The 25226-nt window shown below is 73.2% G+C and carries 4 protein-coding genes; 2 read left to right on the top strand and 2 right to left on the bottom strand.

Features of this window, described 5'->3' with window-relative positions; genetic code table 11:
* Positions 1-442: 442 nt before the first annotated feature.
* Positions 443-1243 (top strand): MerR family transcriptional regulator, encoded by an 801-nt coding sequence (locus E6R60_RS09145; protein WP_136325929.1) that lies wholly within the window; start codon positions 443-445, stop codon positions 1241-1243.
* Positions 1240-2454 carry a glycosyltransferase gene (locus E6R60_RS09140; RefSeq protein ID WP_136325928.1) on the top strand — a complete coding sequence of 405 codons (1215 nt, stop codon included), beginning with the start codon at positions 1240-1242 and terminating at the stop codon, positions 2452-2454. The genes E6R60_RS09145 and E6R60_RS09140 overlap by 4 nt, the downstream gene beginning before the upstream one ends.
* Before the next feature lie 425 nt (positions 2455-2879).
* On the opposite strand, the gene E6R60_RS09135 is transcribed toward E6R60_RS09140, so the two are convergent.
* Together E6R60_RS09135 and E6R60_RS09130 are read right to left on the bottom strand one after the other, a co-directional pair.
* On the bottom strand, positions 2880-10424 hold the full coding sequence (locus E6R60_RS09135; protein ID WP_136325927.1) for a non-ribosomal peptide synthetase: 7545 nt from the start codon (positions 10422-10424) through the stop codon (positions 2880-2882).
* A complete protein-coding gene (locus E6R60_RS09130; RefSeq protein ID WP_136325926.1) occupies positions 10421-25060 on the bottom strand; it encodes a non-ribosomal peptide synthetase in 14640 nt (4879 codons plus the stop codon). Before E6R60_RS09130 ends, E6R60_RS09135 begins: the two co-directional genes overlap by 4 nt.
* Positions 25061-25226 lie beyond the last annotated feature (166 nt).

Below are 25226 nucleotides of genomic sequence, written 5' to 3'. Positions count from 1 at the left end.
AGGGCTGTCCCGCAATTCCTGGTGGATCAGCGCGCGGCGTCGGATGCGGTGCATCGCAAGGCGGAGAGGCGCCCGCATACTGGATGTATTCGGGCGTTTCGACAACGCGGCGAGGTGCCGTGGCTGTCGTCGTGCGCCCGCCAGGAATTGCGGGACAGCCCTTAGGCGTGCTTCGAAAGTCCCGCCTGCTCGGCGACGCCTGCCGCTTCCCCGAGCTCGCGGCTTCGCTCGAGCGAGGGAGATCCCCATGCTCGCCGCGTTGTCGGGATCACCGCCGATACCACCAGTATGGGGCGAGCCTCCGCCTTGCGATCGCACGCAACAGACGCCGCCGAGCCCGTCCTCCGGGCGGACGGCGCTACCTCCCGAAGCACGCCCCAGCGGGAGTTGACTCTCCCCTTACGTCAGGCTTGAGGCTGTGTACCGACGAAAGGGCGGGTGGATGAGCTACTCCGTGGGGCAGGTCTCGGCCTTCGCCGGGGTGACGGTGCGGACACTGCATCACTACGACAAGGCGGGGCTGCTCTCGCCCGGCGAGCGCAGCCCCGCCGGATACCGGCTCTACAGTGAGGCTGATCTGGTTCGTCTCCAGCAGATCCTCTTCTACCGTGAGCTCGGCTTCCCTCTCGACGAGATCGCCGCGATCTTCAAGGATCCGCAGGTGAACGCCGTGGAGCGACTCCGGGCCCGGCAGCGGCAGCTGAGTGAGGAGATCGCCAGGCTGCAACGGCTGGCCGAGGTGGCGGAACGGGCGATAGAGGTGCAGAAGACCGGAGTCCCCCTGACTCCTGAGGAACGCTTCGAGGTCTTCGGTGAAATCACCTTCGACCTGAGCTATGCCACCGAGGCAGAACTGAAGTGGGCGCATTCGGAGGGACAGCGCGAGGCGATGGCGCGCGCGGCCGCTCACACGAAAGAGGACTGGCATCAGCTCATGGGCGAGGCCGCCGCCTGGCGGGCGGAGCTGCTCGAAGCCTTCGACGAGGGAGAGCTCAGCAACGGCGAGCGGGCCATGGACCTCGCCGAGGAGCACCGCTTGCACGTCGCACGCTGGTTCACCTCCTGCCCACCCGACATGCACCGGCGCATCGCGGACGACTTCGTCGCCGACCCGCGCGCATTCGCTCTGGTCGTACCGCCGTCGCAGCAACGTCCGGGCCTGGCCGCCTATACGCGCAAGGCGGTTCACGCCAACGCCGCCCGCCACACGGGTGGCCGTACCGGTTCCGAGGAGGACCGATGAGGATCCTGATCGCCGCAGCCGGATCGCGCGGCGACGTCGCGCCCTACACGGGTCTGGGCGCCGAACTGCGCCGGGCCGGATATGACGTCACCCTCGCCACCACGGACGTGTTCGCGCCACTCGTACGCGACGCAGGCCTGGAATTCCGCAGCCTTCCCGCCGACACACGGGTGCGTAGCGGCGTCACGGGCAAACGTGAACTCATGCGCACTGCCGCCGCCTTCATCACCGAACTGGGGCAGGGCTTCGCCGACGTGATGGACGCCGGCACGGACCTGCTTCTGCTGTCGGCTACCACGGCTCCGCTCGGCTGGCACCTCGCCGAGGCCACAGGCACACCGAGCCTCGGCGTGTACCTGCAACCCACAACGCCGACCGCCGACTTCCCGCCGGTCGTCACAGGCTTCCGCTCACTGGGCCGTCTCACCAACCGAGCGACCGGACGCCTCGTGCTGCGCATGGCCGACCGCGTCTACGAACAGGCTGTCGCGAAGCTGCGCCACCGCCTCCACCTGCCCCCGGCCTCGGCCTCCGGGATGCGTCGACGACAGGAACAGGCGAACTGGCCCATCCTGCACGGCTTCAGCAGGGCCCTGGTGCCTCGTCCCTCCGACTGGCGCCCCGGCCTGGAGGTCGTGGGCAACTGGTGGCCCCATCACGAGGCGGCCGAACGGCTGCCCGCTGATCTGGAGGACTTCCTGCGTGCCGGACCCCGCCCCGTCCTCATCGGCTTCGGGAGCATGGCGTCCGGTGACGGGGAGCGGCTCAGCGGGATCGCTGTGCAAGCCCTGCGCCGGGCCGGACTGCGCGGCATCCTGCAAGCCGGCGCTGCCGGGCTGGCCGCCGAGGGGAGCGACGTATTCACGATCGGGGAGGTACCCCACGCCTTGCTGTTTCCACGGCTGGCCGCGGTGGTCCACCATGGCGGTGCCGGCACCTCCGCGGCCGCGTTGCGCGCTGGAGTGCCCGCGGTCACCGTCCCGGTGACGGCGGACCAGCCCTTCTGGGCGAGGCGACTTGCCGCCATCGGCGCCGCCACCGACCCGATCCCCTTCCGGTCCCTCACCGCCGAACGGCTTGCCGACTCGCTTCACCACACAGTGAAGGAGCAGGCACACAGTCGAGCCGCCGCGAGAGCGGCGCAACATCTGACGGCCGAGGACGGAGCGGGTCAGGCGCTGAGGGCCATCCAGCGGCTGACCGAGGAATGACGCCACTCCGTTCCTCGTGCTCGTCCACCGACCGCCGCGGCACCTTCCCGTCTCGCCTGCCGAGCTCGACCTGGTAGCACGGATCGCCGGGCTCGGGCCGGTCGCCCAGCGCCCGCATTCGGCGGAGCGAACGGCCGCTGCCTGGCGCGGGGCGCGGGGCAGCCTCCCCGTCGCTCCGGCTTCGACAACCCCGAGCTGCCGGAAGACCCCTTCTTCATGGGCACGCAAGGGCGAACTCACTCGATACAACGGCCTGTTCGACAGGGAACGACGACCGCGATCGCAAGCCCACGGCTATGGAGCAGCCACTGGCCGACGATCAGGTCGCGTGGCGGAACCCTGTGGATCAGCGCGGGGCCGGCCTGTCCGGCGGCAACCGCTCACCGGCGGCCGGCCCCGCCCACTGAGCACTCCCACCTCGGCACTCAACACGGAGCAGGCAGGAAGCCGGATTCGTGGAAGTACGTCAGGTAGCGGATCAGGATCTCGTCGGTCAACGGTGGCTGGCGGACGCCCACGGCCGCCGCGGCGGCGGCCGTGCGCCGGGAGTCGAAGCGGCGTCGGTCCGTCGCCTCGTGCCCGGTCTGTGCCTCGTCGCCGAGGAACAGCTGTGCCGCGTTGTCGGGTTGCGCCGCGACGCGGGCCCGCCACTGCTCCGCGGGAACGGTGCGCAGTTCGTGCCCGAGGCTCCCGGCCGCTTCGAACACCCGGTCCAGGCCCGGCGCATCCGGGTTGGTGAAGTGGTACGTCTCCACAGCGGACGGGCCGGACATGGCGAGGGCCACGACCCCGGCGCTGACGTAGTCCACGGGGACCCAGTCCGTCGACCCGTACGGCAGGTCCGGGACCGCGCCGGCCTGGAGGCAGCCCTTGATGAGCTGCCAGAGCAGGTCGCGGTCCTGACAGGCGCCGGTCGATGTGTCGCCGCTGATGCGTCCCGGCCGGTGGATGGTCACCGGCAGGCCGCGTTCACGTGCCAGGCCGACGAGTTGCTCGGCGACCCACTTGCTCTGTGCGTACCCGTCCGGCAGGGCGGGAGAAGGGCCCGTCGGGGTCGATTCCGTGATCGTGACGGCACGGGGACCGGAGGCCGGGGCGTACACGCCGGTGGTCGAGACGTAGTGCATGCCGGGTGAGGCCGAGTCGGCGAGCAGACGCAGCAGCTCCTCGGTGCCGGCCACGTTGGGGGCGCGCAGATCACCGTACGCGGCGGCGAAGTTCACGCGGGCGCCGTTGTGCAGGACCGGACCGAGGCGGCGGACCAGGGCGGTGCGGCCGGCGGGTGAGAGTCCGAGGCCCGGGGCGGCGAGGTCGCCCGGCACCGGGTTGATCAGGTCCGCGTAGCGGGGGCGCCACAGGCCGTAGTGCTCCAGGTTGGCCCGCAGGCGGTGTGCCGCTCGGTGTTCGTCCTCGGCCCGTACGAGGCAGTCGACGGGGCCGCCGGTCGTCTCGATGAGGTCGCGCAGGAGGAAGGCGCCGAGGAAGCCGGAGGCGCCGGTCAGAAGCGGGCGGGCGGAAGGGCGCAGGGGCCTGCGTGCGGGGGTCGCGGCTTCGCGCTTCACCCCGGAGATGTCCGATGCCAGTCGGACCTCGGCGGCGAGGTCCGGGGTGACCGCCTCCTGCTGGTGCTCCTCCCCGGCCTCGCATCCCAGCAAGCGGTCGACGCCCTCGACGGTGGGTGCCGCGAACAGCGCCCTCAGGGAGGGGCGTACGCCGCACCGCTCGCCGATGCGGCGGGCCAGGGTCACGGCCAGCAGTGAGTGGCCGCCCAGGGTGAAGAAGTCGTCCGTGACGCCCACCTCGGGCACGCCGAGCGTCTCGGCGAACACCTCGCACAGGGCGCGTTCGCGCGTGGTGCTGGGCTTGCGGCCTCCGGTCGGCACCGTGTGGCGGGGCGCCGGCAGAGCGCGGCGGTCCGTCTTGCCGTTGGGGGTGACGGGCAGGGCCGCGAGACTGACGTGGGCGGCGGGGATCATGTGCTCGGGCAGGGTCGCGGCGAGGTGGGCGCGTACTTCGGTCTCGTCCGGCCCCGCCGTACCGTCCGCGGGGACGGTGTACGCCACCAGGCGCCGGTCGCCGGGGCGGTCCTCCCGGACGGCGGCGCAGGCTGCGGCCACGCCGGGCAGGGCGGTGAGGGCCGCCTCGATCTCACCGAGTTCGATGCGGAACCCGCGGAGTTTGACCTGGTCGTCGACTCGGGAGACGTAGACCAGTTCCCCGTCGGCCGTCCAGCGCACCAGGTCGCCGGTGCGGTACATACGGCCCCCCGCGCGGTCGAACGGGTCGGCCACGAAGCGGGAGGCGGTCAGAGCGGGCCGGCCGTGGTAGCCGCGGGCGACTCCGTCACCGGATACGTACAGTTCACCGGCCACGCCGGGCGGCACGGGCTCCAGCCGGTCGTCGAGGACGTGGACGCGCGTACCGTTGACGGGGGCGCCGATGGACACGGTGCGGTCGGGCGCGAGGGGACCGTCCGCGTGCTGGAAGCCGCTCATGGTGGCGCACACGGTGGTCTCCGTCGGGCCGTACGCGTTGACCAGGAACCGCTCCGTCGCCCAGGCGTGCACCAGGGCGGGCGGGCAGGCCTCGCCGGCGAGGACCAGCGTGGTGCCGGTGGGCAGTGAGCCGGGCGGCATGACCGCGAGGGCGGCCGGCGGCAGGGTGAGGTGGGTGATGCCCCGCTCGCGGACCAGGGCGGCGAGGTTGGGGCCGGGCAGCAGGGCCTCGCGTTCGTCGATCTCCAGGCACGCCCCGGAGAGCAGGCCCATGCACAGTTCCCAGAACGCGGCGTCGAAGCTGACCGACGCCATGTGCAGCACGCGGCTGCCGGGGGTGACCCGCAGGCGCTCGCTCTGGGTCCTGGCCATGGCGCCGACGCCCCGGTGGGTCACCACGACGCCCTTGGGGCGGCCGGTGGAACCCGAGGTGTAGATGACGTACGCCGGGTGTGCCGGGTCCGGGGACGGAGCGGGAGCGGAGAGCGCGCCCGCCGCGGGGCTGTTCCCCGGCTCGTCGGCGTACAGGTGCGGCACGGAGGACGCGGGGAGACGGCGGTGGATGGCGGGGGTGGTGAGCAGGAGGCGCGGCCGGGCGTCCTCGAGCATGTGGGACAGGCGCCGGGCCGGGTAGTCGGGGTCGAGCGGCACGTATGCCGCCCCGGTCTTGAGGACGGCGAGCAGGGCCACGACGAGTCGGTGGGTGCGGGGCAGGGCGACGGCCACTCGGTCCTCGGGGCCGATGCCCCGGGCGGTGAGGTGGCCGGCGAGGGCGTCGGCGTGGGCATCGAGTTCGTCGTAGGTGAGCGTGGTGTCCGCGTCGCGGACCGCCGGTGCCCGGGGCGTGCGCCGTACCCACTGGTCGAAGAGCACGGGAAGCGTCGGCCCGGGCAGTTCCCCGGCAGGGCCGGTCCCCCAGGCGGCCAGGCGGTCGCGCTCGGCGGTGGCGAGGACGTCGTAGGTGTGCAGGGGGCGATCCGGGTCCGCGCCGACGGCGCCGAGAAGCCGGACGAGCCGGTCGGCGAGGGCGTGGACCGTGGTCGCGTCGAAGAGTTCCGTGGCGTAGTCGACGGCGGCCCGCATGCCGCCGGGGGCTCCGTCGTCGTCGTACGTCTCGGTGAAGGTGAACGAGAGGTCGAATTTGCTGACCCCGGCATCGACCGGGACGCCGCTGACCGTGAGGCCGGGCAGGTCGAGGGCGGGGGCGGCGGTGTGGTTCTGGAGGATGAGCATGGTCTGGAAGAGCGGGTGGTGGCTCTGCGAGCGCGCGGGGTTGAGCAGCTCCACCAGGCGCTCGAAGGGAACGTCCTGATGCGCGTAAGCAGACAGGTCGGACTCCCGTACGCGCGCGAGCAGTTCGCGGAACGTCGGGTCGCCCGACAGGTCCGTGCGCAGCACGAGCGTGTTCACGAAGAAGCCCACGAGGTCCGAGGCGGCCTCGTCGGTGCGCCCGGCGACGGCCGTGCCGAGCGGGATGTCGTCGCCGGCGCCGTGCCGCGACAGCACGGTCGACAGGGCGGCCTGGAGCACCATGAAGAGACTGCATCCGCTGGTGCGGGCGAGGTCCGCGAGCTGTCGCGAGGTGGTGGGGTCGAGGGCGAAGTCGTAGGTGGCTCCCGTGTGCCGGGGCACGGCCGGGCGGGCTCGGTCCCAGGGCAGTTCGATGATCTCCGGGAGCCCGGACAACGCGCTCTTCCAGTAGGCGAGCTGACGTGAGGCGATGCTCTCGGGGTCGTGTTCGTCGCCGAGCAGGCGGCGCTGCCAGAGGGTGTGGTCGGCGTAGTCGACGGGTGGTGCGGTCAGCGCGGGGTCCTCCGCGCGGGCCCGGGCCCGGTAGGCGGCGCGCAGGTCATGGGCCAGGGGTGCCAGGGACGAGCCGTCGGCGGCGATGTGATGGATCACCAGCACCAGGAAGTGGGTGTCGTCGGCCTGTCGGAGCAGGGTCGCCCTGAGCGGGAGACTGTGCTCGATGTCGATCGGTTCGGCCACGGCGGCCCTGATCCGGTCGGCGGCCTTGTCCTCGTCGACGGCTTCCGTCGCGAACGGGAGGCGGACGTCGTCCGGGGCGGTGATGTGCTGGTGCGGCCCGTGCTCGTGTTCGGGGAAGACGGTGCGCAGGGCGGCGTGTCGCCGGACGACGTCGCCCAGGGCCCGGTGCAGGGCCTCCGTGTCGAGCGGTCCGTCGATGCGGACGGCGAGGGGGATGTTGTACGTGGAGGAGGGGCCGTCGAGTCGGTGGAGGAACCACAGGCGCTGCTGGGCGTACGACAGCGGGAGCCTGGCAGGGCGCTCCTGCGGGCCGAGGGCGGGGCGGGCGGGGCGGTTCTCGTTCTCCAGGGCGGCGGCGAGCGCGGAGACGGTGGGGTTCTCGAAGAGGGTGCGGATCTCCGTCTCGGTGTCCAGGGTCGTGCGCACGCGGCCCACGAGCCGGGTGGCGAGCAGCGAGTGGCCGCCCAGGGCGAAGAAGTTGTCGTCGACCCCGACGCTCGGCATGCCGAGCACGTCGGCGAAGAGTCCGGCGAGGATCTCCTCGAGGGCGCTGCGTGGCGTCCGGCCCGTTGTGCCGGGCAGGGCGGCGGGTGCGGGCAGGGCGCCTCGGTCGATCTTGCCGTTGGGAGTCAGGGGGAGCGCGTCGAGCGGCTGGATGACGGCCGGCACCATGTAGTCGGGCAGGTGGAGTGCGACGTGCGCGGCGAGCGCGCCGGGTTCCGGCGTGTGTCCGGGGGCGGGTACGACGTAGGCGGTGAGGGTCCGGTCGCCGGGCAGGTCCTCGCGGACGAGTACGCAGGCGGCGGCCACGGACGGGTCGGCACGGAGCACCGTCTCGATCTCTTCGGGTTCGATGCGGTGGCCGCGCAGTTTGATCTGCTGGTCGGCGCGGGCCAGGTAGTGCAGGGTGCCGTCGGCGGTGTACCGCACCAGGTCGCCGGTGCGGTACATGCGTGCCCCGGTGCCGGCGAACGGGTCGGCGACGAACCGGGTGGCGGTGAGGCCGGGCCGTCCCAGGTATCCGCGGGCGACACCGGCGCCTGCCACGTACAACTCCCCCTCGGCGCCCGGCGGTACGGGCCGCATCGCCGCGTCCAGGACGTAGGCGCGCATGCCGTCGAGCGGCCGGCCGATCGGGGCCGGGCCGCCGGGAGCGTCGTCGGGGCGCACGCGGCGGGTGGTGGCGAAGGTGGTGGTCTCCGTGGGCCCGTAGACGTGGAGGACGACGGTGTGCGGGTGGGCGGCGGCGAGGCGTTGGAGGACGCCGGGCGCGGCGGCCTCGCCTCCGGTGGCGACCAGGCGCAGCAGGCCGAGGGCTCCTGGGTCCGTTTCGGCCAGGACGTTGAACAGGGCGGTCGTCAGGAACGCCGCTGTCACGCCGTGCCGGGCGACGAGGTCCCGGAGCTCGGTGGGCTGGAGCGTGCCCTCGGGTGCCACGACGACACGGCCGCCGTTGAGGAGGGGGGCCCAGATCTCGAAGGTGGAGGCGTCGAAGACGTACGCCGAGTGCATCAGGACGGCGTCGGCCGCGCCGTCGTCCCAGTTCCGGTCGGCCGCGAGGGCCGTCACGTCCGCGTGGGTGACGCCGACGCCCTTGGGCAGTCCGGTGGAGCCGGAGGTGAACATCGTGTACGCGAGCCGGGGTCCGCCCGTGACGGCGGGGAGGGCTCCCGGGGTGGCCGGGCCGCCCTGGCGGACGCGGCCTGCGGCGTCGACGGTCAGCACGGTGATGTCCGGGCCGAGTTGCCGCACCCAGGGGTGCGTGCGAGCGCGCTCGTCGACGATCAGGACGCGCAGGGCGGCCACCTCGGCGACTCGGTCGAGCCGTTCGGTGGGCCAGCGTGGGTCGAGAGGTACGTAGGTGGCGCCTGCGCGCAGGACGCCCAGGGAGGCGGTGACCGTGGCCGTCGAGCGGGCCACGAGGACACCGACGCCGTCCTCGGATCCGGTCCCCAGTCCGGTCAGGGCGCCGGCCAGACGGTCCGAGAGGTCACGGAGCTGCCGGTAGGTCACTTGCTCGCCCGCACCGGTGACGGCCACCGTGTCGGGGTGCCGGGCCGCGCGCTCGGCCACGGCGTCCGGGATGCTCTGCTCCCCTGCCGCGCGGCGCGGCTCGGCGCCGGTTCCCAGGGCGAGGAGTGCCTCGCGCTCCTTGTCCGGGAGGAGAGGCAGGGCGTCGGTGCGGCGGTCGAGCCCTTGCGCCATCACCATCAGCAGGCGTTGTGTACGGGCGACCGCTCGGGCCACTTCTTCGCGGCTCAGGACGGCAGCCCGGTAGCCGAAGGTGACCCTCAGGGTGTCGCCCGGCGCGATGGTGAGGGTGAGGGGGTAGTGGGCCGCGTCCGTGCCGCTGAATCCGGTGACGGCGAGGCCGGGCAGTGCTTGTTGCGCGGTGCGCAGGGCCTCGTCGTCCATGGGGTAGTTCTCGAACACGGTCAGGGTGTCGAAGAGTTCGTCCAGGCCGGTGACACCGCGTATCTCGGTCAGTCCCAGGTGCTGGCTGCCGAGGAGGCGGCTCTGTTCCTCCTGGAGCCGGGTCAGGAGAGCGGCCAGGGTTTCACCCGGTGTGGTGCGCAGCCGTACCGGCACGGTGTTGATGAACAGGCCGACCATCGTTTCGATACCGGGAATCTCCGGCGGGCGGCCGGACACGGTGGCGCCGAACACGACGTCGGAGCGTCCGGTGAGGTGGCCGAGCACAAGGCCCCAGGCGCCCTGGACCAGCGTGTTGACGGTGAGCCGGTGGACGCGGGCGGTCTCGCGGAGCCGGTGCGTCGTGGCGGCGTCCAGCTCGAGGACCAGCGTCTCGGGCAGTTCGGCGGAGTCGGGGGTCACGCCGCGTCCCCCGGCGAGCAGGGTCGGGGCCTCGATTCCGGCCAGGGCGGTGGACCAGGCCTCCAGGGCGGCCGAGCGGTCCTGCTGCGCCAGCCACTGGAGGTAGGTGCGATAGGGAGTGACGCGGGGCAGGGCACTGTCGTCGCCCTCCGATGCGTACAGCTGGAACAGTTCCCGTACGAGGAGGGGCATCGACCAGCCGTCGAAGAGGATGTGATGGCTCGTCATGACGAGGCGGTGACGCCGCGGCGCGGTGCGCAGCAGCGTGAACCGCATCAGGGGCGGAGTCGTCAGGTCGAAGCGGCGGGTGCGGTCGGCGGCGAGGAAGGCGGTGAGGCGTTCCTCCGTGGTGCCGGCGCCTTCCGCGGCGGTCAGGTCCCGTTCCTCCAGCGGCACGGGGACCTCGGCGGCGACGGCCTGTACGGCCTGGTCGAGGTCCTCGTGGAGGAAGCCGACCCGCAGGTTGGCGTGCCGGCGCAGCAGGCTCCCGATGGCGGCGCGCAGCGCGGGAACGGCGACGGGGCCTTCGAGGTCGAAGACGAACTGCGCGGTGTAGACGTCGACGGCATGGGAGTCGTACAGGGCGTGGAAGTGCATGCCGGCCTGAAGCGGCGTCAGCGGGAGTACGTCCTCGAGTTGGAACCCGGTCACTTGCGGCCACCCCACTTGTTCTGCAGTCGGTCGATCTGTGCCTGGTCGAGCGAGACCAGGGGAAGGTCGGACGGTGTGTAGCCGCCCGCGTCGGGTCGTTGTGCGTGTTCCGCGATGGCGCGCAGCGCGCGGCCGAACGCCTCGGACAGGGCGCCCACGTCCTCCTCCTTGAGAAGGTCGCTCGGCCAGGTCCAGCGGGTCACCAGGCGCGGGCCGTCGGGCAGGTCCTCGGTGTGCGCGTTGATGTCGATGACGTGGTGGACGGGCATGTCCGGGTCCTGACTTCGTGGTCCGCCGCCGTCGAGCAGGACGTCCCAGTCGGCGCCTTCGGTGTGGTCCGTCGGGTCCTGCGAAGCGGCGTAGCGTCCGAGGTAGTTGAAGCCGATCTGGGGTTCGGCCGCGGTGGCCAGCCCGGGGCGCGTCCCCGGGTTGAGGTGGCGCAGCATTCCGTAGCCGACGCCGTGGTCGGGCACGGTCCGCAGCTGTTCCTTGACGCGTTTGACGGCTCGTTCGACGAGAGCGGCGTCGAAGCGGGCGGGGTCGCGGGCGTCGAGGGGCCCGGGGTCGAGCCTGACCGGGTAGAGGCTGGTGAACCAGCCGACCGTGCGGGACAGGTCGAGGTGGTCGGCGATCTGCTCGCGGCCGTGGCCCTCCAGGTCGAGGAGCACGGGCGTGCCGTCCGGGCGGGACCCGCCGGGGCCGGCGGCCCGTTCCGCCCGCCAGCAGCAGACGGCGAGAGCGAGGCCGGTGAGGAGGACGTCGTCCACCCCGGCGTGGAAGGCGCTGGGGGCGGTGGTGAGCAGGGACTTCGCCCAGGTGGCGGGCAGGTGGGTGACCAGAGTGCGGGTCCCGTCGGCTGTGTCCAGATGGGGGTCGAGCGGCCGGTAGCCCAGTTGTGGGTCCGGTGTGCTCAGTACGCCCTGCCAGAGCGGGAGTTCGGCTTCCCGGGCGGCACTGCGCGCCTGGGACGTCAGAAGGTGCGCCCAGGCTCTGTAGGGCGTGGTGACGGCGGGCAGCGCGGGGGCCGGGGCGCGGCGCTCGTCCGTGTCCGCGGCTTCCGTGACCGTCTGCCATGTACGGGCCAGGTCGGCTGCGAGGATCCGCCAGGAGACCGCGTCGACGGCCAGGTGGTGCACGACGAGCAGCAGACGCCCGCGGGAGTGCGGTCCGGCATCGCCCCAGACGGCCTCGAGCACGTTTCCGTCCGCGGGCCGCAGGCGGCCGCGCGCCTGTTCGCCGGCTGCGGTGACGGCGACGCGGGCGGCTTCCGCGTCGAGGCCGGCGATGTCGATCCGGGTGAAGCGGCTTCGGGCCTCCACGGCGCCGGGCGGCAGTGCTTCGAGGACGGGTTCGCCTGCGGCCGGGCGGCTGACGCGCAGGCGGAGCATGTCGTGGTGGTCGATGAGGAGTTGAAGGGCGGCGACGAGCGTGTCCCCGTCAGCGCCCACGGGCGTGCGCAGCACCCCGGACTGGTTGTAGCCGTCCGTGCCGCCGGGCCGCTCCAGGAGCCAGGCGGCGATGGGCGTGGGCGGCATCTCGCCGGTGCCCTGTTCGGCCGGTGCGGCGGCGGTCTGCCCGAGTGGGGTGGCGACGGCCGCGATGGCCTCGGGGGTGCGGTGGACGAAGACGTCACGCGGGGTGACCGCGAGCCCGGCCTCCCGGACGCGGCTGACGAGCTGGATGGAGAGGATGCTGTCGCCGCCGAGCGCGAAGAAGTCGTCGTCCGTGCGGACGGACGGGCTGCGCAGGACGGAGGTGAACACGTCGCACAGGACGCGTTCCTGCGCGGTGCGCGGCTGGCCGCCCGGCCTGGTGGCGGCAGGGCGCTCCGGAACGGGCAGGGCTCGGCGGTCGGTCTTGCCGTTGGGCAGGAGCGGCAGCGCGTCCAGGGCGACGAAGACGGCGGGCACCATGTACGGCGGCAGGGCCGAAGCCAGCCGGGTGCGCAGTTCGCCGTCGGCCGGGCTCTGCGCGCCGCTGTGCCCGTCGGCGACGGTGTAGGCGACCAGGCGCCGCTCGCCGGGCCGGTCCTCGCGGACGACGGCGCAGGCGGCGGTGATGCCGTCGAGCGCTGTGAGCGCGGCTTCGATCTCGCCGAGTTCGATACGGAAGCCGTTCAGCTTGACCTGGTCGTCGGCGCGGGAGACGTAGGTGAGCAGGCCGTCGGCACCCCGCCGCACGAGGTCTCCCGTGCGGTACATGCGGCTCCCCTCGGGGCCGTACGGATCGGCGACGAACCGCGCGGCGGTCAGGCCGGGGCGCCCCAGGTAGCCGCGCGCGAGGCCGTCGCCCGCGAGGTAGAGCTCGCCGGTGACGCCCGGCGGCGCCGGCCGGAGCCCGGCGTCCAGGACGTAGGCCCGGGTGTTGTCGACGGGGCGGCCGAGCGGTACCCCGCCCTCCCCTGCGGCGTCCGCCTCCCGGCCGCGGTGGTGGTGGGCGGTGGCGTCGATCGTCGTCTCGGTGGGTCCGTACAGGTTGTGCACCTCGACCTGCCAGGCCCGGCCGGCACGCGCCGCCAGGGACCGGGTCAGGGGCTCGCCGCCGCACAGGACGGCCCGCAGGGTCGTCGGCGCCCGGTCGGGACCGGTCTCGGTGAGGACGAGCGACAGGTGCGAGGGCACGAACTGCACGAGGGTCGCCCCGGATTCGCGCATGCGCGCGAGCAGTCCGGCCGGGTCGTGGTTGAGCGCGGGCGGGACGGTGCAGGTGGAGCCGCCGTGCAGCAGCGGCAGCCAGGTCTCCCAGACCGAGGCGTCGAAGCTCGGCGAGGTACGGGCCAGCACGCGGTCCGCGCCGGTGAGGCCGAGGTGACCGGCCATCCACGCCATGTGGTTGACGAGGGACGCGTGGGTGGCGACGACACCCTTGGGGCGGCCGGTGGAACCCGAGGTGTAGATGACGTACGCGGCGTCGAGCGGGTCCGGCTCCGGCGCGGACGGTGCCGCGCGTCCGGTGGACCACGATGCCCGGTCGTCGAGGGCCAGGCAGGGCACGGACGAGGCGTACCGTGCGGCGCGGGCGGTGCCGTGGGTGAGGAGCAGCGCCGGGCGGGCGTCGTCCAGCATGTACGTGATCCGGGCCTCGGGGTACGCGAGGTCGACCGGCAGGTAGGCGGCCCCCGCCTTGACCACCGCCAGCATCGCGACGACCTGGTCGGCGGTCCCTTCCAGGGCCAGTGCGACGAGGTCGCCGCGTCCGATGCCCCGGTCGTACAGGTGGTGCGCCAAGTCGTCGGACAGCGCGTCCAGCTCTCCGAAGGTGAGCCGGTGCGAGCCGTCGCGTACGGCGATCGCGCCGGGGGTCCGGGCGCACTGTGCGCGGAACGCCGCGGGCGCCGTGCGCGTCGTCAGGGGCCGGACCGGGCCGTGCGAGGCCCGCTCCAGGCTTGCCTGCTCGGCCGCGTCCAGCACGTCGACCGAGTGGACACGCCGGCCGGGGTCGGCGGCGAGCGAGGCGAGCAGGCGGGTGAGGCGCTCGGCCAGGGCGTGGGCGGTGGTGTGGGCGAACAGTTCGGTGGAGAACTCCAGGACTCCGCCGAGGCCGGCGGGGCGGCCCGCGCCGTCCCGGGTCTCGGTGAAGGTGAACGTCAGGTCGAATTTGCTGATCCCGGTGTGCACGGGCTGTGGGGTGACCGTGAGACCGCGGAGGCCGACGGTGGTGTCCTCCTGGTTCTGGAGGACGAGCATGGTCTGGAACAGCGGGTGGTGGTCCTGCGCCCGTGCCGGGCTGAGGACGTCCACGAGCCGCTCGAACGGCACGTCCTGGTGGGCGTAGGCCGCGAGGTCGAACTCGCGTACGCGGTCGATCACTTCGGAGAAGGTGGGGTCTCCGGTCAGGTCGGTGCGCAGGACGAGGGTGTTCACGAAGAAGCCGACCAGGTCGTCGAGCGCTTCGTCGGTGCGGCCGGCGACGGCCGTGCCGAGCGGGATGTCCTCACCGGCGCCGTGCCGGGACAGGAGCACCGACAGGGCCGCCTGGAGCACCATGAAGAGGCTGCACCCGCGGGCTCGGGCGAGATCCGCGAGGGCCCGGTGGGTGTCCGCGTCGACGGGGAAGGCGAACGCGTCGCCGCGGTACGTGGTGACGGCGGGGCGCGGCCGGTCGTACGGCAGAGGAAGCAGGTCGGGCGCACCGGCGAGTGCGGTGCGCCAGAAGTCCAGCTGACGGGCGGCCTGGCTGGTGGGGTCGTCCTCCGCTCCGAGCAGGGCGCGCTGCCACAGGGTGTAGTCGGCGTACTGGACGCCGAGTTCCGTCCAGGACGGTTCCCCGCCCTCGCCGCGCGCCCGGTAGGCGTCCCCGAGGTCGCGGGCGAGGGGGGCCAGGGACCAGCCGTCGCCCGCGATGTGGTGCACGAGCAGCACGAGGACATGGATCTCCGCGCCGAGCCGCAGGAGGCGGGCTCGTACGGGCAGGTCGGCACTCACGTCGAAGGCGTGTGCCACCTCCTCGGTCAGGACCTCGTCGAGCCGGTCGGGGTCGGTGTCCCTGGGCGTCAGGTCGAGATCGGCGCCACTGGCGTCGAGGACCAGTTGGCGCGCCACGCCGTCGGTCTCGGGGAAGACGGTACGCAGGCTCTCGTGGCGTTCGACGACGTCCGCGAGGGCGCTCTGCAGGGCGTCCTCGTCGAGCGGGCCCTCCAGGCGGAGCACCATCGGCACGTTGTACGTGGCGCTGGGGCCTTCGAGCCGGTTGAGGAACCACAGGCGCTGCTGGGCGAAGGACAGGGGCAGTGGATCGGGCCGCCGCCGGGCCCGCTCCAGCGGAGCCCTGGCCTCTTCGGCGCCGTGCAGAGCGGCGGCGAGGGCGGCGGGCGTGGGGTGCTCGAAGACGGCCCTGACCTGGACCTCCACGGCGAGCGCGGTACGGATGCGTGCGGCGAGCCGGGTGGCGAGCAGGGAGTGACCGCCCAGGGCGAAGAAGTCGTCGTCCGCTCCCGCCGCGTCCAGGCCGAGCACGTCGGCGAAGAGTGCGCAGAGGATCTCCTCGCGCACGGTGCGGGCGGCGCGCCCGGGGACCGGGCCGTGGTGTGCGGGCTCCGGCAGAGCGCGCTGGTCCACCTTGCCGTTGAGCGTCAGCGGGAGCGCGTCGATCAGGACGAACGCGGAGGGCACCATGTAGGCGGGCAGGGACCGGCCGACCGCCCGGGCCAGATCGGCGGATTCGGGGCGTGCTCCCGAGGCGGGCACCACGTACGCCACGAGACGCCGGTCACCGGGCACGTCCTCGCGCACCACGGCGAAGGAGTCGGCGACGCCGTCGCAGCAGGCCAGCACGCCCTCGATCTCGCCGGGTTCGATGCGGTAGCCGCGCAGCTTCACCTGGTTGTCCGCGCGGGCCACGTAGGCGATCTGCCCGTCATCGGTCCACCGGACGAGGTCTCCGGTGCGGTACATGCGCCCGCCGCCCGCGTCGAACGGGTCGGCGACGAAGCGTGCGGCGGTGAGGCCCGGCAGCCCGTTGTACCCGCGCGCCACACCGCGGCCGGCGAGGTACAGCTCACCCACCACGCCCGGCGGGACCGGACCCAGGGAGTCGTCGAGGACATAACCGCGCATGCCGTCCAGGGGCCGTCCGATGGGCGGCGGGCCCGCCGGCAGGTCGGCCGCCACCTCGTAGCGGGTGGCGAACGTGGTCGTCTCGGTGGGCCCGTACACATGGAGGACGCGCACGCCCGGCGCGGCGCCGGCCACGCGCTGCATCGCGTCCGGGGAGGCCAGTTCACCCCCCGCGCACACGAGCCGGAGGCCGGCGAAGGCGCCCGGATCGGTTTCGGCGATCACGTTGAACAGGGCGGTCGTCAGGAAGACGGCGGTGACGCCGTGCTCATGCACGGCGTCACCGAGGACGGCGGCCTCCAGGACGCCCTCGGGTGCGATCACCACCCTGCCGCCACGCAGCAACGGGGCCCAGATCTCGAACGTGGAGGCGTCGAAGACGTACGCGGAGTGCATCAGAACCACGTCGGCGGCGCCGCCCTGCCAGGCCGAGTCGGCCGTCAGCGCCACCACGTCGGCGTGCGTGACCCCGACGCCCTTGGGCAGTCCGGTCGAGCCGGAGGTGAACATCACGTAGGCGAGGGTCCCGGGGCCCGGCACCACAGCGGGACGGCCGGGCCGCTCCGGCGCGCCCCGCAGGATCCGGCCGAGCCGGTCCACGACGACGACCGGCACCTGCTCGGCCATCGCGGCCACCCACGGGGAGGCGGCGGCGGCTTCGTCGACGACGAGGACGCGCACGGCCGCCACCCCGGCGACCTGTTCGAGCCGCTCCCCCGGCCAGCGCGCGTCCAGCGGGACGTAGGCGCCGGCCGCACGGACCGCTCCGAGCGACACCGACACCACAGCGGGCGACCTGGTGAGCAGCACCCCGATGCCTGACTCCGGGGCGATGCCGAGGCCCGCCAGGGCGCGGGCCAGATCGGCGGAGATCCGGTCGAGTTCGGCGTAGGTGAGGGCCCCGCCGTGGCCCGCGACGGCCACCGCGTCCGGGGTGCGGCGCGCCTGCGCGGCGAAGAGGGCGGGCAGAGTGCCGGCGTCGGAGGCGGGGAGGCCCCGGCCGGTCCCCCAGCCGGCGACAAGGGCGTGCTCGCCGCGCGTCAGGAGGTCGTGGCTCGCGACGGGAAGAGCCGGCTCCGCGGTCACCCGCTCCAGGAGCCGGATCAGGCGGTCCGCGAGTGCCTCGACGGTGGAGCGGTCGAAGAGGGCGGTAGCGAACTCGATCCCGGCGGTGAGGCCGGCCTCGCCCCGCTCCTCGTGGAAGGCGAAGGTGAGGTCGAACTTGCTCAGCCCGTTGTGGACGAGCCGGTCCACGACGGTGAGACCGGGCAGGTCGGGGCGGGCGGTCTCCTGGTTCTGGAGGACCAGCATGGTCTGGAACAGCGGGTGGTGATCGCGCGCCCGGACGGGGTTGACGCTCTCCACGACGCGCTCGAAGGGCACCTCCTGGTGCGCATACGCGGCCAGGTCGAACTCCCTGACCCGCTCGAGCAGTTCGAGGAAGGTCGGGTTGCCGGACAGGTCCGTGCGCAGCACGAGCGTGTTGACGAAGAAGCCGACCAGATCCTCCAGCGCCTCATCCGTGCGGCCGGCGACGGGCGAGCCGAGCGGGATGTCGTCGCCCGCGCCGTGGCGGTGCAGCAGGGTGGCCACCGCCGCCTGCAGCACCATGAACAGGCTGCTTCCCGACTCGCGCGCCAGGCGCAGGAGTTGCGCGTACAGGGGAGGCGGTACGTCGAAGGTGTGGACGGCGCCCCTCGGGTCGGTGGTGGCCGGACGCGGCCGGTCCAGCGGCAGGTCGATCAGCCCGGGAAGGCCCGCGAGGGCGGTGTTCCAGTGGTCGAGCTGCCTGCGCAGAAGGCTCTGCGGTGCGCCGCCGTCGCCGAGGGCGGCGTGCTGCCAGAGGGTGTAGTCGGCGTACTGGAGCGGAGTGCCGGGCGAGAGCTGGGGCTCGCGGCCGGTGAGACGGGCGGCGTAGGCCTCGCCGAGGTGGCGCGTGAGCGGGGCGAGGGACCACCCGTCGCCCGCGATGTGGTGCAGGACGAGCACCAGTACGTGGTGGCCGGGTGCGGAGCGCAGCAGCAGGGCCCGCAGCGGCGGATCCGTGACGACGTCGAACGGTTCACGCACGGCGGCCAGGACGGCCGCCTCCAGGTCCGCGGGCGCCGTGCTGACGACGGGCAGACGGGGTGTCACCGCGGCTGCGGGAAGCACCAGTTGGTTGGGGACGCCGTCGCGTTCGGGGAACAGCGTGCGGAGCGCCTCGTGCCGCTCCACGACGTCGCGCAGGGCGGCGCGCAGGGCATCGGTGTCCAGAGCGCCGTCGAGTTCGAGGACGAGCGGGATGTTGTACGCGGAGCTGGGGCCTTCGAGCCGGTTCAGGAACCACAGGCGCTGCTGGGCGAAGGAGAGCGGCAGCGGATCGGGCCGCTGTGGGGCGGCCACCACCGGCGGGTGGGCGCGGCCCTGCAGGTCGAGGACGCGGGCCAGGCCCGCGACGGTCGGATGCTCGAAGAGGGTGCGGACGGCGATCTCGGCGCCCAGGACGGCCCGGACGCGGCTCACGACCCGCATGGCGAGGAGCGAGTGCCCGCCGAGGTCGAAGAAGCTGTCGTGCGGCTTCACGAGGGGCCGTTGCAGGACATCGGCGAAAATGCCGGCGAGCAGGCCCTCCCGGAGCGTGTGCAGCCCGGAGCCGTCGGCGGGGTCGGTCCCCGCCGACGGCTCCGGCAGGGCCCGCCGGTCCACCTTGCCGTTGGGCAGAAGCGGAAGGTCGTCCAGGATGACGACGGCCCCCGGCACCGCGTAGGGGGGCAGACTCTCGGCGAGGGCGGCACGCAGGTCGCCGGAGCGCGGGGCCGGGTCGCCGGTGACGGCATAGGCGACGAGGCGGCGCCCGGCAGCCGCGTCCTCACGGATCACGGCGCAGGCGGCCGTGACACCGGGGCACGCCAGGAGCGCGGCCTCGACCTCTCCCAGCTCGATCCGGAATCCGCGGAGTTTGACCTGGTCGTCGGCGCGTGCCACGTAGTCGAGCAGACCGTCGCGGTTCCAGCGCACGAGGTCGCCCGTGCGGTACATCCGCGCGCCCGTGCCGTCGAACGGGTCGGCGACGAAGCGAGCGGAGGTCAGGCCCGGACGGTCCAGATATCCGCGGGCGAGGTGGGGACCCGACAGGTACATCTCGCCGGTGACCCCTGGTGGTACGGGCCGCAGCCGGCTGTCCAGGACGTAGGCGCGCATGCGGTCGACGGGGCGGCCGATCGGCACGGCCTCGTACGGTGCCCCTTCCGCCTGCCCTCTGCTGTCCAGGCGGCTGTGCTCCTGCCCGCTGTTCTCCGGGCCACTGCCCTCCAGGCGGCTGTCCTGGACGCTGCCCTGCTGCCGGCTGTTCTCCGGGCCGGTCACGCGGTGGGCGGTCGCGTCGATGGTCGCCTCGGTCGGCCCGTAGAGGTTGTGCACCTCGGCCCGCCAGAGTTCGGCGATGTCGTCGGCGAGGGTGCGCGGCAGCGGCTCGCCACCGCACAGCACGGCGCGCAGGCCGGGCAGCGGCGCGGCGTGTGCCGCCTCGGTGAGCACGAGGGTCAGGTGCGAGGGCACGAACTGGGCGACGGTGACGCCGAACCGGCTCATCCAGGAGACCAGGCTGTGGGGTTCCGTGTTCGCGCCGTCCGGCAGCACACAGACTTCGGCGCCGTTCAGCAGCGGGAGCCACACCTCCCACACGGAAGCGTCGAAGCTGGAGGAGGTGCGTGCGAGGACCCGGTCGTCGGGCGTGACCGTCAGGTGCCGTGCCATCCAGGCCATGTGATGGGCCAGGGCGGCGTGGGACACGACGACGCCCTTGGGCCGGCCGGTGGAGCCCGAGGTGTAGATGACGTAGGCGGGGTCCGCCGGGCCGGGTGCGTCCCCGAGGGGCCCGGCGGGGTGTGCGGGCCGGGCCTCCCGGCCGTCGAGGGCTATCCACGGAAGGTCGCAGGGGGGCAGGCCCGCGTGGACGTCTCTGGTGGTGAGCAGCAGCACGGGGCGGGCATCGGCGATCATGTAGCTGATCCGGGCGGGCGGATACTGCGGGTCGACGGGCAGGTAGGCGGCACCGGCCCGCAGTACGGCCAGCATGGCGACGACGGTGTCCACGGACGGCGGTGCGGCGATGGCCACCCGGTTCTCGCGGTCCGCGCCGCGCTCACGCAGGACGTGGGCGAGGGCGTCGGCCCGGGCGTCGAGTTCGGCGTAGGTGAGGCTCGTGTGCGCGTCGCGCACGGCCACGGCGTCGGGCGTACGCACGGCCTGTTCCCGGACCGCTTCGGGGGCTGTTCGCACGGGCGGCGGCTGCTGCTCGCCGCACCCCTGGGCCAGGAGACGGTCCCGCTCCCCCGGGCCCAGCGGGTCCAGCTCACTGATGGCCTGGTCGGGGTCGGTCACGGCGAGGGTGAGGAGGCGGGCGAAGCGAACGCACAGCGCGCGGGCGGTGGCGGCGTCGAAGAGGTCGGTGGCGTATTCCAGGTACCCGCCGATGCCTCCGGCCCCGTGCCGGGTGTCCGCGGCACCGCGCGCTGCCGGCTCGGTGGTCTCGCCGGGCCGGGCGGCTTCGGCGGTTTCCCCGGCCGGTCTCCCCGCGGATCTGGTGCCTTCGATGTCTTCGGCGGCTTCGATGTCTTCGGCGACGTGGGTGACTTCGGTGAGCGAGAACGTCAGGTCGAACTTGCTGCCCCCGCGGTGCCGGGACCGGTCGCGGACGGTGATGCCCGGCAGGTCGAGAGCCGCCTGCTCCTGGTTCTGCAGGACCAGCATGGTCTGGAAGAGGGGGTGGTGGTCGCCGGACCGCTCTGGGTTGAGGGCCTCCACGATCCGCTCGAAGGGGACGTCGCCGTGGCTGAAGGCGGCTATGTCGAATTCCTTCACCCGGTCGAGCAGTTCGCGGAACGTGGGGTCCCCGGACAGGTCGGCCCGCAGGACGACCGTGTTGACGAAGAACCCGACCAGATCGTCGAGGGCCTCCTCGGTGCGTCCGGCGACCGCTGTGCCCAGTGGGATGTCGGAGCCCGCGCCGTGCGCCTGGAGAGTCACCGCGAGAGCCGCCTGGAGCACCATGAAGGGGGTGCACCCTGCCGTCCGGGCGAGCCGGATGAGTGCGGCGTGCGCGGGGGCGGGCAGGTCGAAGGGCACGGCGGCGCCGCGGTGGCTGGGCGCAGGCGGACGGGGCCGGTCGAGCGGCAGGTCCAGGAGGTCGGGCGCGCCCTGCAGGGCGTCCTTCCAGAAGGCGAGCTGGGACGCGGCCAGGCTGTCGGGATCGCGATCGTCGCCCAGCAGCCGGCGCTGCCAGAGGGCGTAGTCGGCGTACTGCACGCGCAGCGGGGCCCAGTCGGGCGCGCCCGTGCCCTCGCTCCTGGCGCGGTAGGCGGTGCCCAGGTCCCGGCTGAGCGGGGCGAGCGACCAGCCGTCGGCGACGACATGGTGGAGAACGAGGACCAGGAGGTGGCGGGCGGGGCCCAGGCGGAGCAGATGGGCGCGGACCGCGCCGTCGGCCGTGAGGTCGAAGGGCATGGTGGTCAGCCGGCGCAGCTTCTCGTCTGCCCAGGAACCGGCGGTCTCCTCGGCGGGCGCGTGCTCGACGACGAGAGGCACGAGCGTTGCGGCAGCGTCCGCGTCGAGGACTTCTTGACGGGCGATGCCGTCGTGTTCGACGAAGACGGTGCGCAGGCTCTCGTGGCGCACGACCACGTCGGTGAGAGCGTCGCGCAGGGCGTCCGTGGCCAGCGGGCCGTCCAGCTCCAGGACGAGCGGAATGTTGTACGTGTCACCGGGCCCCTCGGCCCGGTTGAGGAACCAGAGGCGCTGCTGCGCGAAGGAGAGAGGCACCGCTTCGGGCCGTGGCTGCGGCCGGAGGGCGGGCCGGGCCGCGGCGCCGGAGTCCAGGGCCGCGGCCAGGGAGGCGACCGTGGGATGGTCGAAGAGCGTGCCCAGGCCGACTTCGACGCCCAGGGCGGTCCGCACCCGGCCGGTGAGGCGGGTGGCGAGAAGCGAGTGGCCGCCCAGGGAGAAGAAGTTGTCGTCGACGCCGACCTCGGTCAGGCCGAGGACATCGGCGAACAGGCCCGCCAGGACCTCCTCGTAGGCGGTGCGCGGTGCGCGGCCCGTGGTGGTGACGGCCCGAGGGGCCGGCAGGGCGGGGCGATCGACCTTGCCGTTGGCGTTGAGGGGCAGTGCGTCCAGGGAGACGAACGCGGAGGGCACCATGTACGCGGGCAGGGCGCGCCCGACCCGGCGGGCCAGGGCGGAGCCCTCCGGCGTGGCGCCGGGGGCGGGCACGACATAGGCCACGAGCCGGCGGTCGCCGGGTATGTCCTCGCGGACCACGACGCAGGCGCCGCGCACATCCGGGTCGGTGAGGAGGACGTTCTCGGTCTCGGCCGGTTCGATGCGGAACCCGCGGAGTTTGATCTGGCCGTCCGCGCGTCCGACGTATTCGATGTCGCCGCTCGCGGTCCAGCGCACGAGGTCGCCGGTGCGGTACATCCGGCCGCCGTGTGGGTCGTACGGGTCGGCGACGAACCGGGTGGCGGTCGGCGCGGGGCTCCCCTGGTAACCGCGGGCGACGCCGTGGCCGCTCACGTACAGCTCCCCCACGACGCCGGGCGGCACCATGGCGAGGGAGTCGTCCAGGACGTACAGACCCATCCCGTCGAGGGCCCGGCCGATGGGCGGCACGCCCGCGGTGCCGGCGGCGACCGGGTGGCGGGCGGTGAAGGTCGTGGTCTCCGTGGGGCCGTACACGTGCAGGACGAGTGCCCCGGGCACCGCGGCCGCCACCCGTTGCATCAGGTCCGGGGTGGCCGCCTCACCGCCCGCGGCGACCATGCGCAGTCCGGCGAACGCCGTCGGATCCGCCTCGGCCACCACGTTGAACAGGGCCGTCGTCAGGAAGAGCGCGGTGACACCGTGCCGTTCCACCGTGTCGTGCAGCACCCGCGCGTCCACGACGCCTCCGGGGGCGACCACCACGCGGCCGCCGTTCAGCAGAGGCACCCAGGTCTCGAACGTGGAGGCGTCGAAGACGTACGCGGAGTGCATCAGCACCGCGTCGCACACGCCGTCCTTCCAGGTGGTGTCGGCCGCCAGCGCGAGGACGTCGGCATGCGTGACGCCGACCCCCTTCGGCAGGCCGGTGGAGCCGGAGGTGAACATCACGTACGCCAGTCGGTCGCCGCGGGTCAGACACGGCAGCGGGCCCGGCCGTGAGGGCGCTCCTCGTAAGACGCCGCCCAGGGCGTCGACGACGATCACCGGCAGGTCGGCGGCCGTCTCCCGCACCCAGGGCTGACCGGCAGCGGCCTCGTCGACCACCAGAGCACGGACACGCGCGGCCTCGGCCACGCGGGCGAGCCGCTCGGCCGGCCAGGCGGGGTCCATGGGCACGTACGCCGCTCCGGCGCCGACTGCGCCGAGCGTGGCGGACACCACGGCCGCCGAACGGCCCACGAGGACGCCGACGCCGTCCTCGGCGCCGACGCCCCAGCCCGCCAGGGCACCCGCCAGGTCCTTGGCCGTCCGCGCCAGCTCCCGGTACGTGAGCGTGACGGCGCCGTCCACCACCGCGGGCGCGTCCGGTGTCCGGCGCGCCTGTGCGCCGAACGCCTCCGGGAGGCTCGTGGACACGGTCTCCACGGGCAGGGCGGTGCCGCGCCCCTGCGCATGGAGGGCCGCGGCGGTGGTCTCGTCGAGGAACGGCACGTCGCGCAGGGGGGTGTCGGGGTCCGCGTCGGCCAGAGCCGTCAGGAAGGAGACGACGGCATGCTGGTGCAGCCGCACGTCCTCGGGACGGTACAGCTCCGGGTTGGCATCGAACCCGATCAACGGCCCTTTTCCCTCGCCCCGTTCGGAGACGAACAGGGACAGGTCGTCCACCGGGCCGACCGACAGCACGCGCGAGGCTCCGGGGCTTCCGGCGAAGTCGAGGTCGTAGTCGTAGCCCATGATGTTGACGACGACACCGGTGAGGCGGGCCGCGTCGTCGGTCATGTTCAGTTCGCGGGCGAGTTGCTCACGGGAGAACCGGCGGTGACGCAGGGCGCCGCGCATGTCGTCGGCGACGGCGCGAACGAGCGTGCCGACTGTCATGTCGGCGGCGACCGGCAGGCGCAGCGGCAGGATGTTGGCGGTCATGCCGACGATGTGCCGCAGACCGCCGTGCCGGCCGTTGGAGGCGAGGCCCACGGTGACTTCCTGCGTTCCGGTGACCCGGCCGACGTAGGCTGCGACCGCACTGACGAGGACGGCGCTCCAGGTGGTGCGGTTGGCGGAGGCGAGCCGGCGCAGGCTGTCGAAGACGGCTAAGGGCAGCGTCTCACCGGTGTGCAGCCGGCTGTCCGGTCCGGCGAGGGCCGCCGGCGGCGGAGCGTCGGTGGGCCGGCGTATGAGCGCCCGGCCGCCGTGTGCGTCCGCTTCGCCCCCGGCACCGGGCGGGCCGACGACGCGGTCGGTGGCCAGGTCCGCGAACCGGCCGGTCCAGTACGCCCGGTCGGACTCGTACCGCTCCGAGCCGCGGTAGGCCACCTCGTCGGCGACGAGGTCGCGCAGGGGCGCGGCCGGCAGCTCGGCTTCCGCCAGGTTCTCTCCGCGCACAGCACGCGCGTAGAGGTCGGCCACGGTGCGGGCGAAGACGGCGCCGCCGAGGCCGTCGACGACTATGTGGTGAAAGCGCACGTACCAGTAGTGCAGTCGCCGGCCGAGGCGCAGCAACGCGAAGTGGTAGTGAGGGGCGTCGAGCCCGTGGACGGTCGCCATGTCGTCCGCGAGGTAGCGCTCGGCCTCCCCTACGGGATCCTCGGCGTCGGACAGGTCGACCACACGGAGCCGGCTGGTTCCCGCCAGGGGGCGGCGGACGACCTGTTGACGGACACTCTCGCCACTGACGACGAACTCCACGTTGAGGCTGTCGCACAGCGCTACAGCCCGGTCCAGCGCCGCGGCGAACAACGGCTCGTCGAGGCCTCCACGAATCTCGAAGCACTCCCCGATGTTGTATTTCGGACTGTCCGGATCCACCAGTTGCCCGTACCAGACGCCCTGTTGAGCCGCAGTGATCCCAAAGGGCTCTGCTGGAGCCGTGCGGGAAGAGGGGGAGTCGTTTTCACGCATGCCGAGTCACACCTTTGGGGAGAGTTTCGGGGGACGAAGAAGGCAGGCCGAAGCCGACCACTCCGGTGCAGCACGCATAGCTGGCAATGGCCGGGCACAACGCGGCGCCCATGACAGAGGGCAGCACCGGGATCCTTGCCGACTCCGGCACTCGGCAAGGCACTTC

Origin of the sequence: Streptomyces sp. A0642, from assembly GCF_004795105.1 — a bacterium.
GTDB lineage: Bacteria > Actinomycetota > Actinomycetes > Streptomycetales > Streptomycetaceae > Streptomyces.
Note: the sequence above shows the minus strand (reverse complement) of the source record. Positions and strands in the feature narration are given on the sequence as shown.

Coding starts and splice junctions, on each gene's coding strand:
- E6R60_RS09145 (WP_136325929.1), top strand. CDS start 443: ATGAGCTACTCCGTGGGGCAGGTCTCGGCCTTCGCCGGGGTGACGGTG.
- E6R60_RS09140 (WP_136325928.1), top strand. CDS start 1,240: ATGAGGATCCTGATCGCCGCAGCCGGATCGCGCGGCGACGTCGCGCCC.
- E6R60_RS09130 (WP_136325926.1), bottom strand. CDS start 25,060: ATGCGTGAAAACGACTCCCCCTCTTCCCGCACGGCTCCAGCAGAGCCC.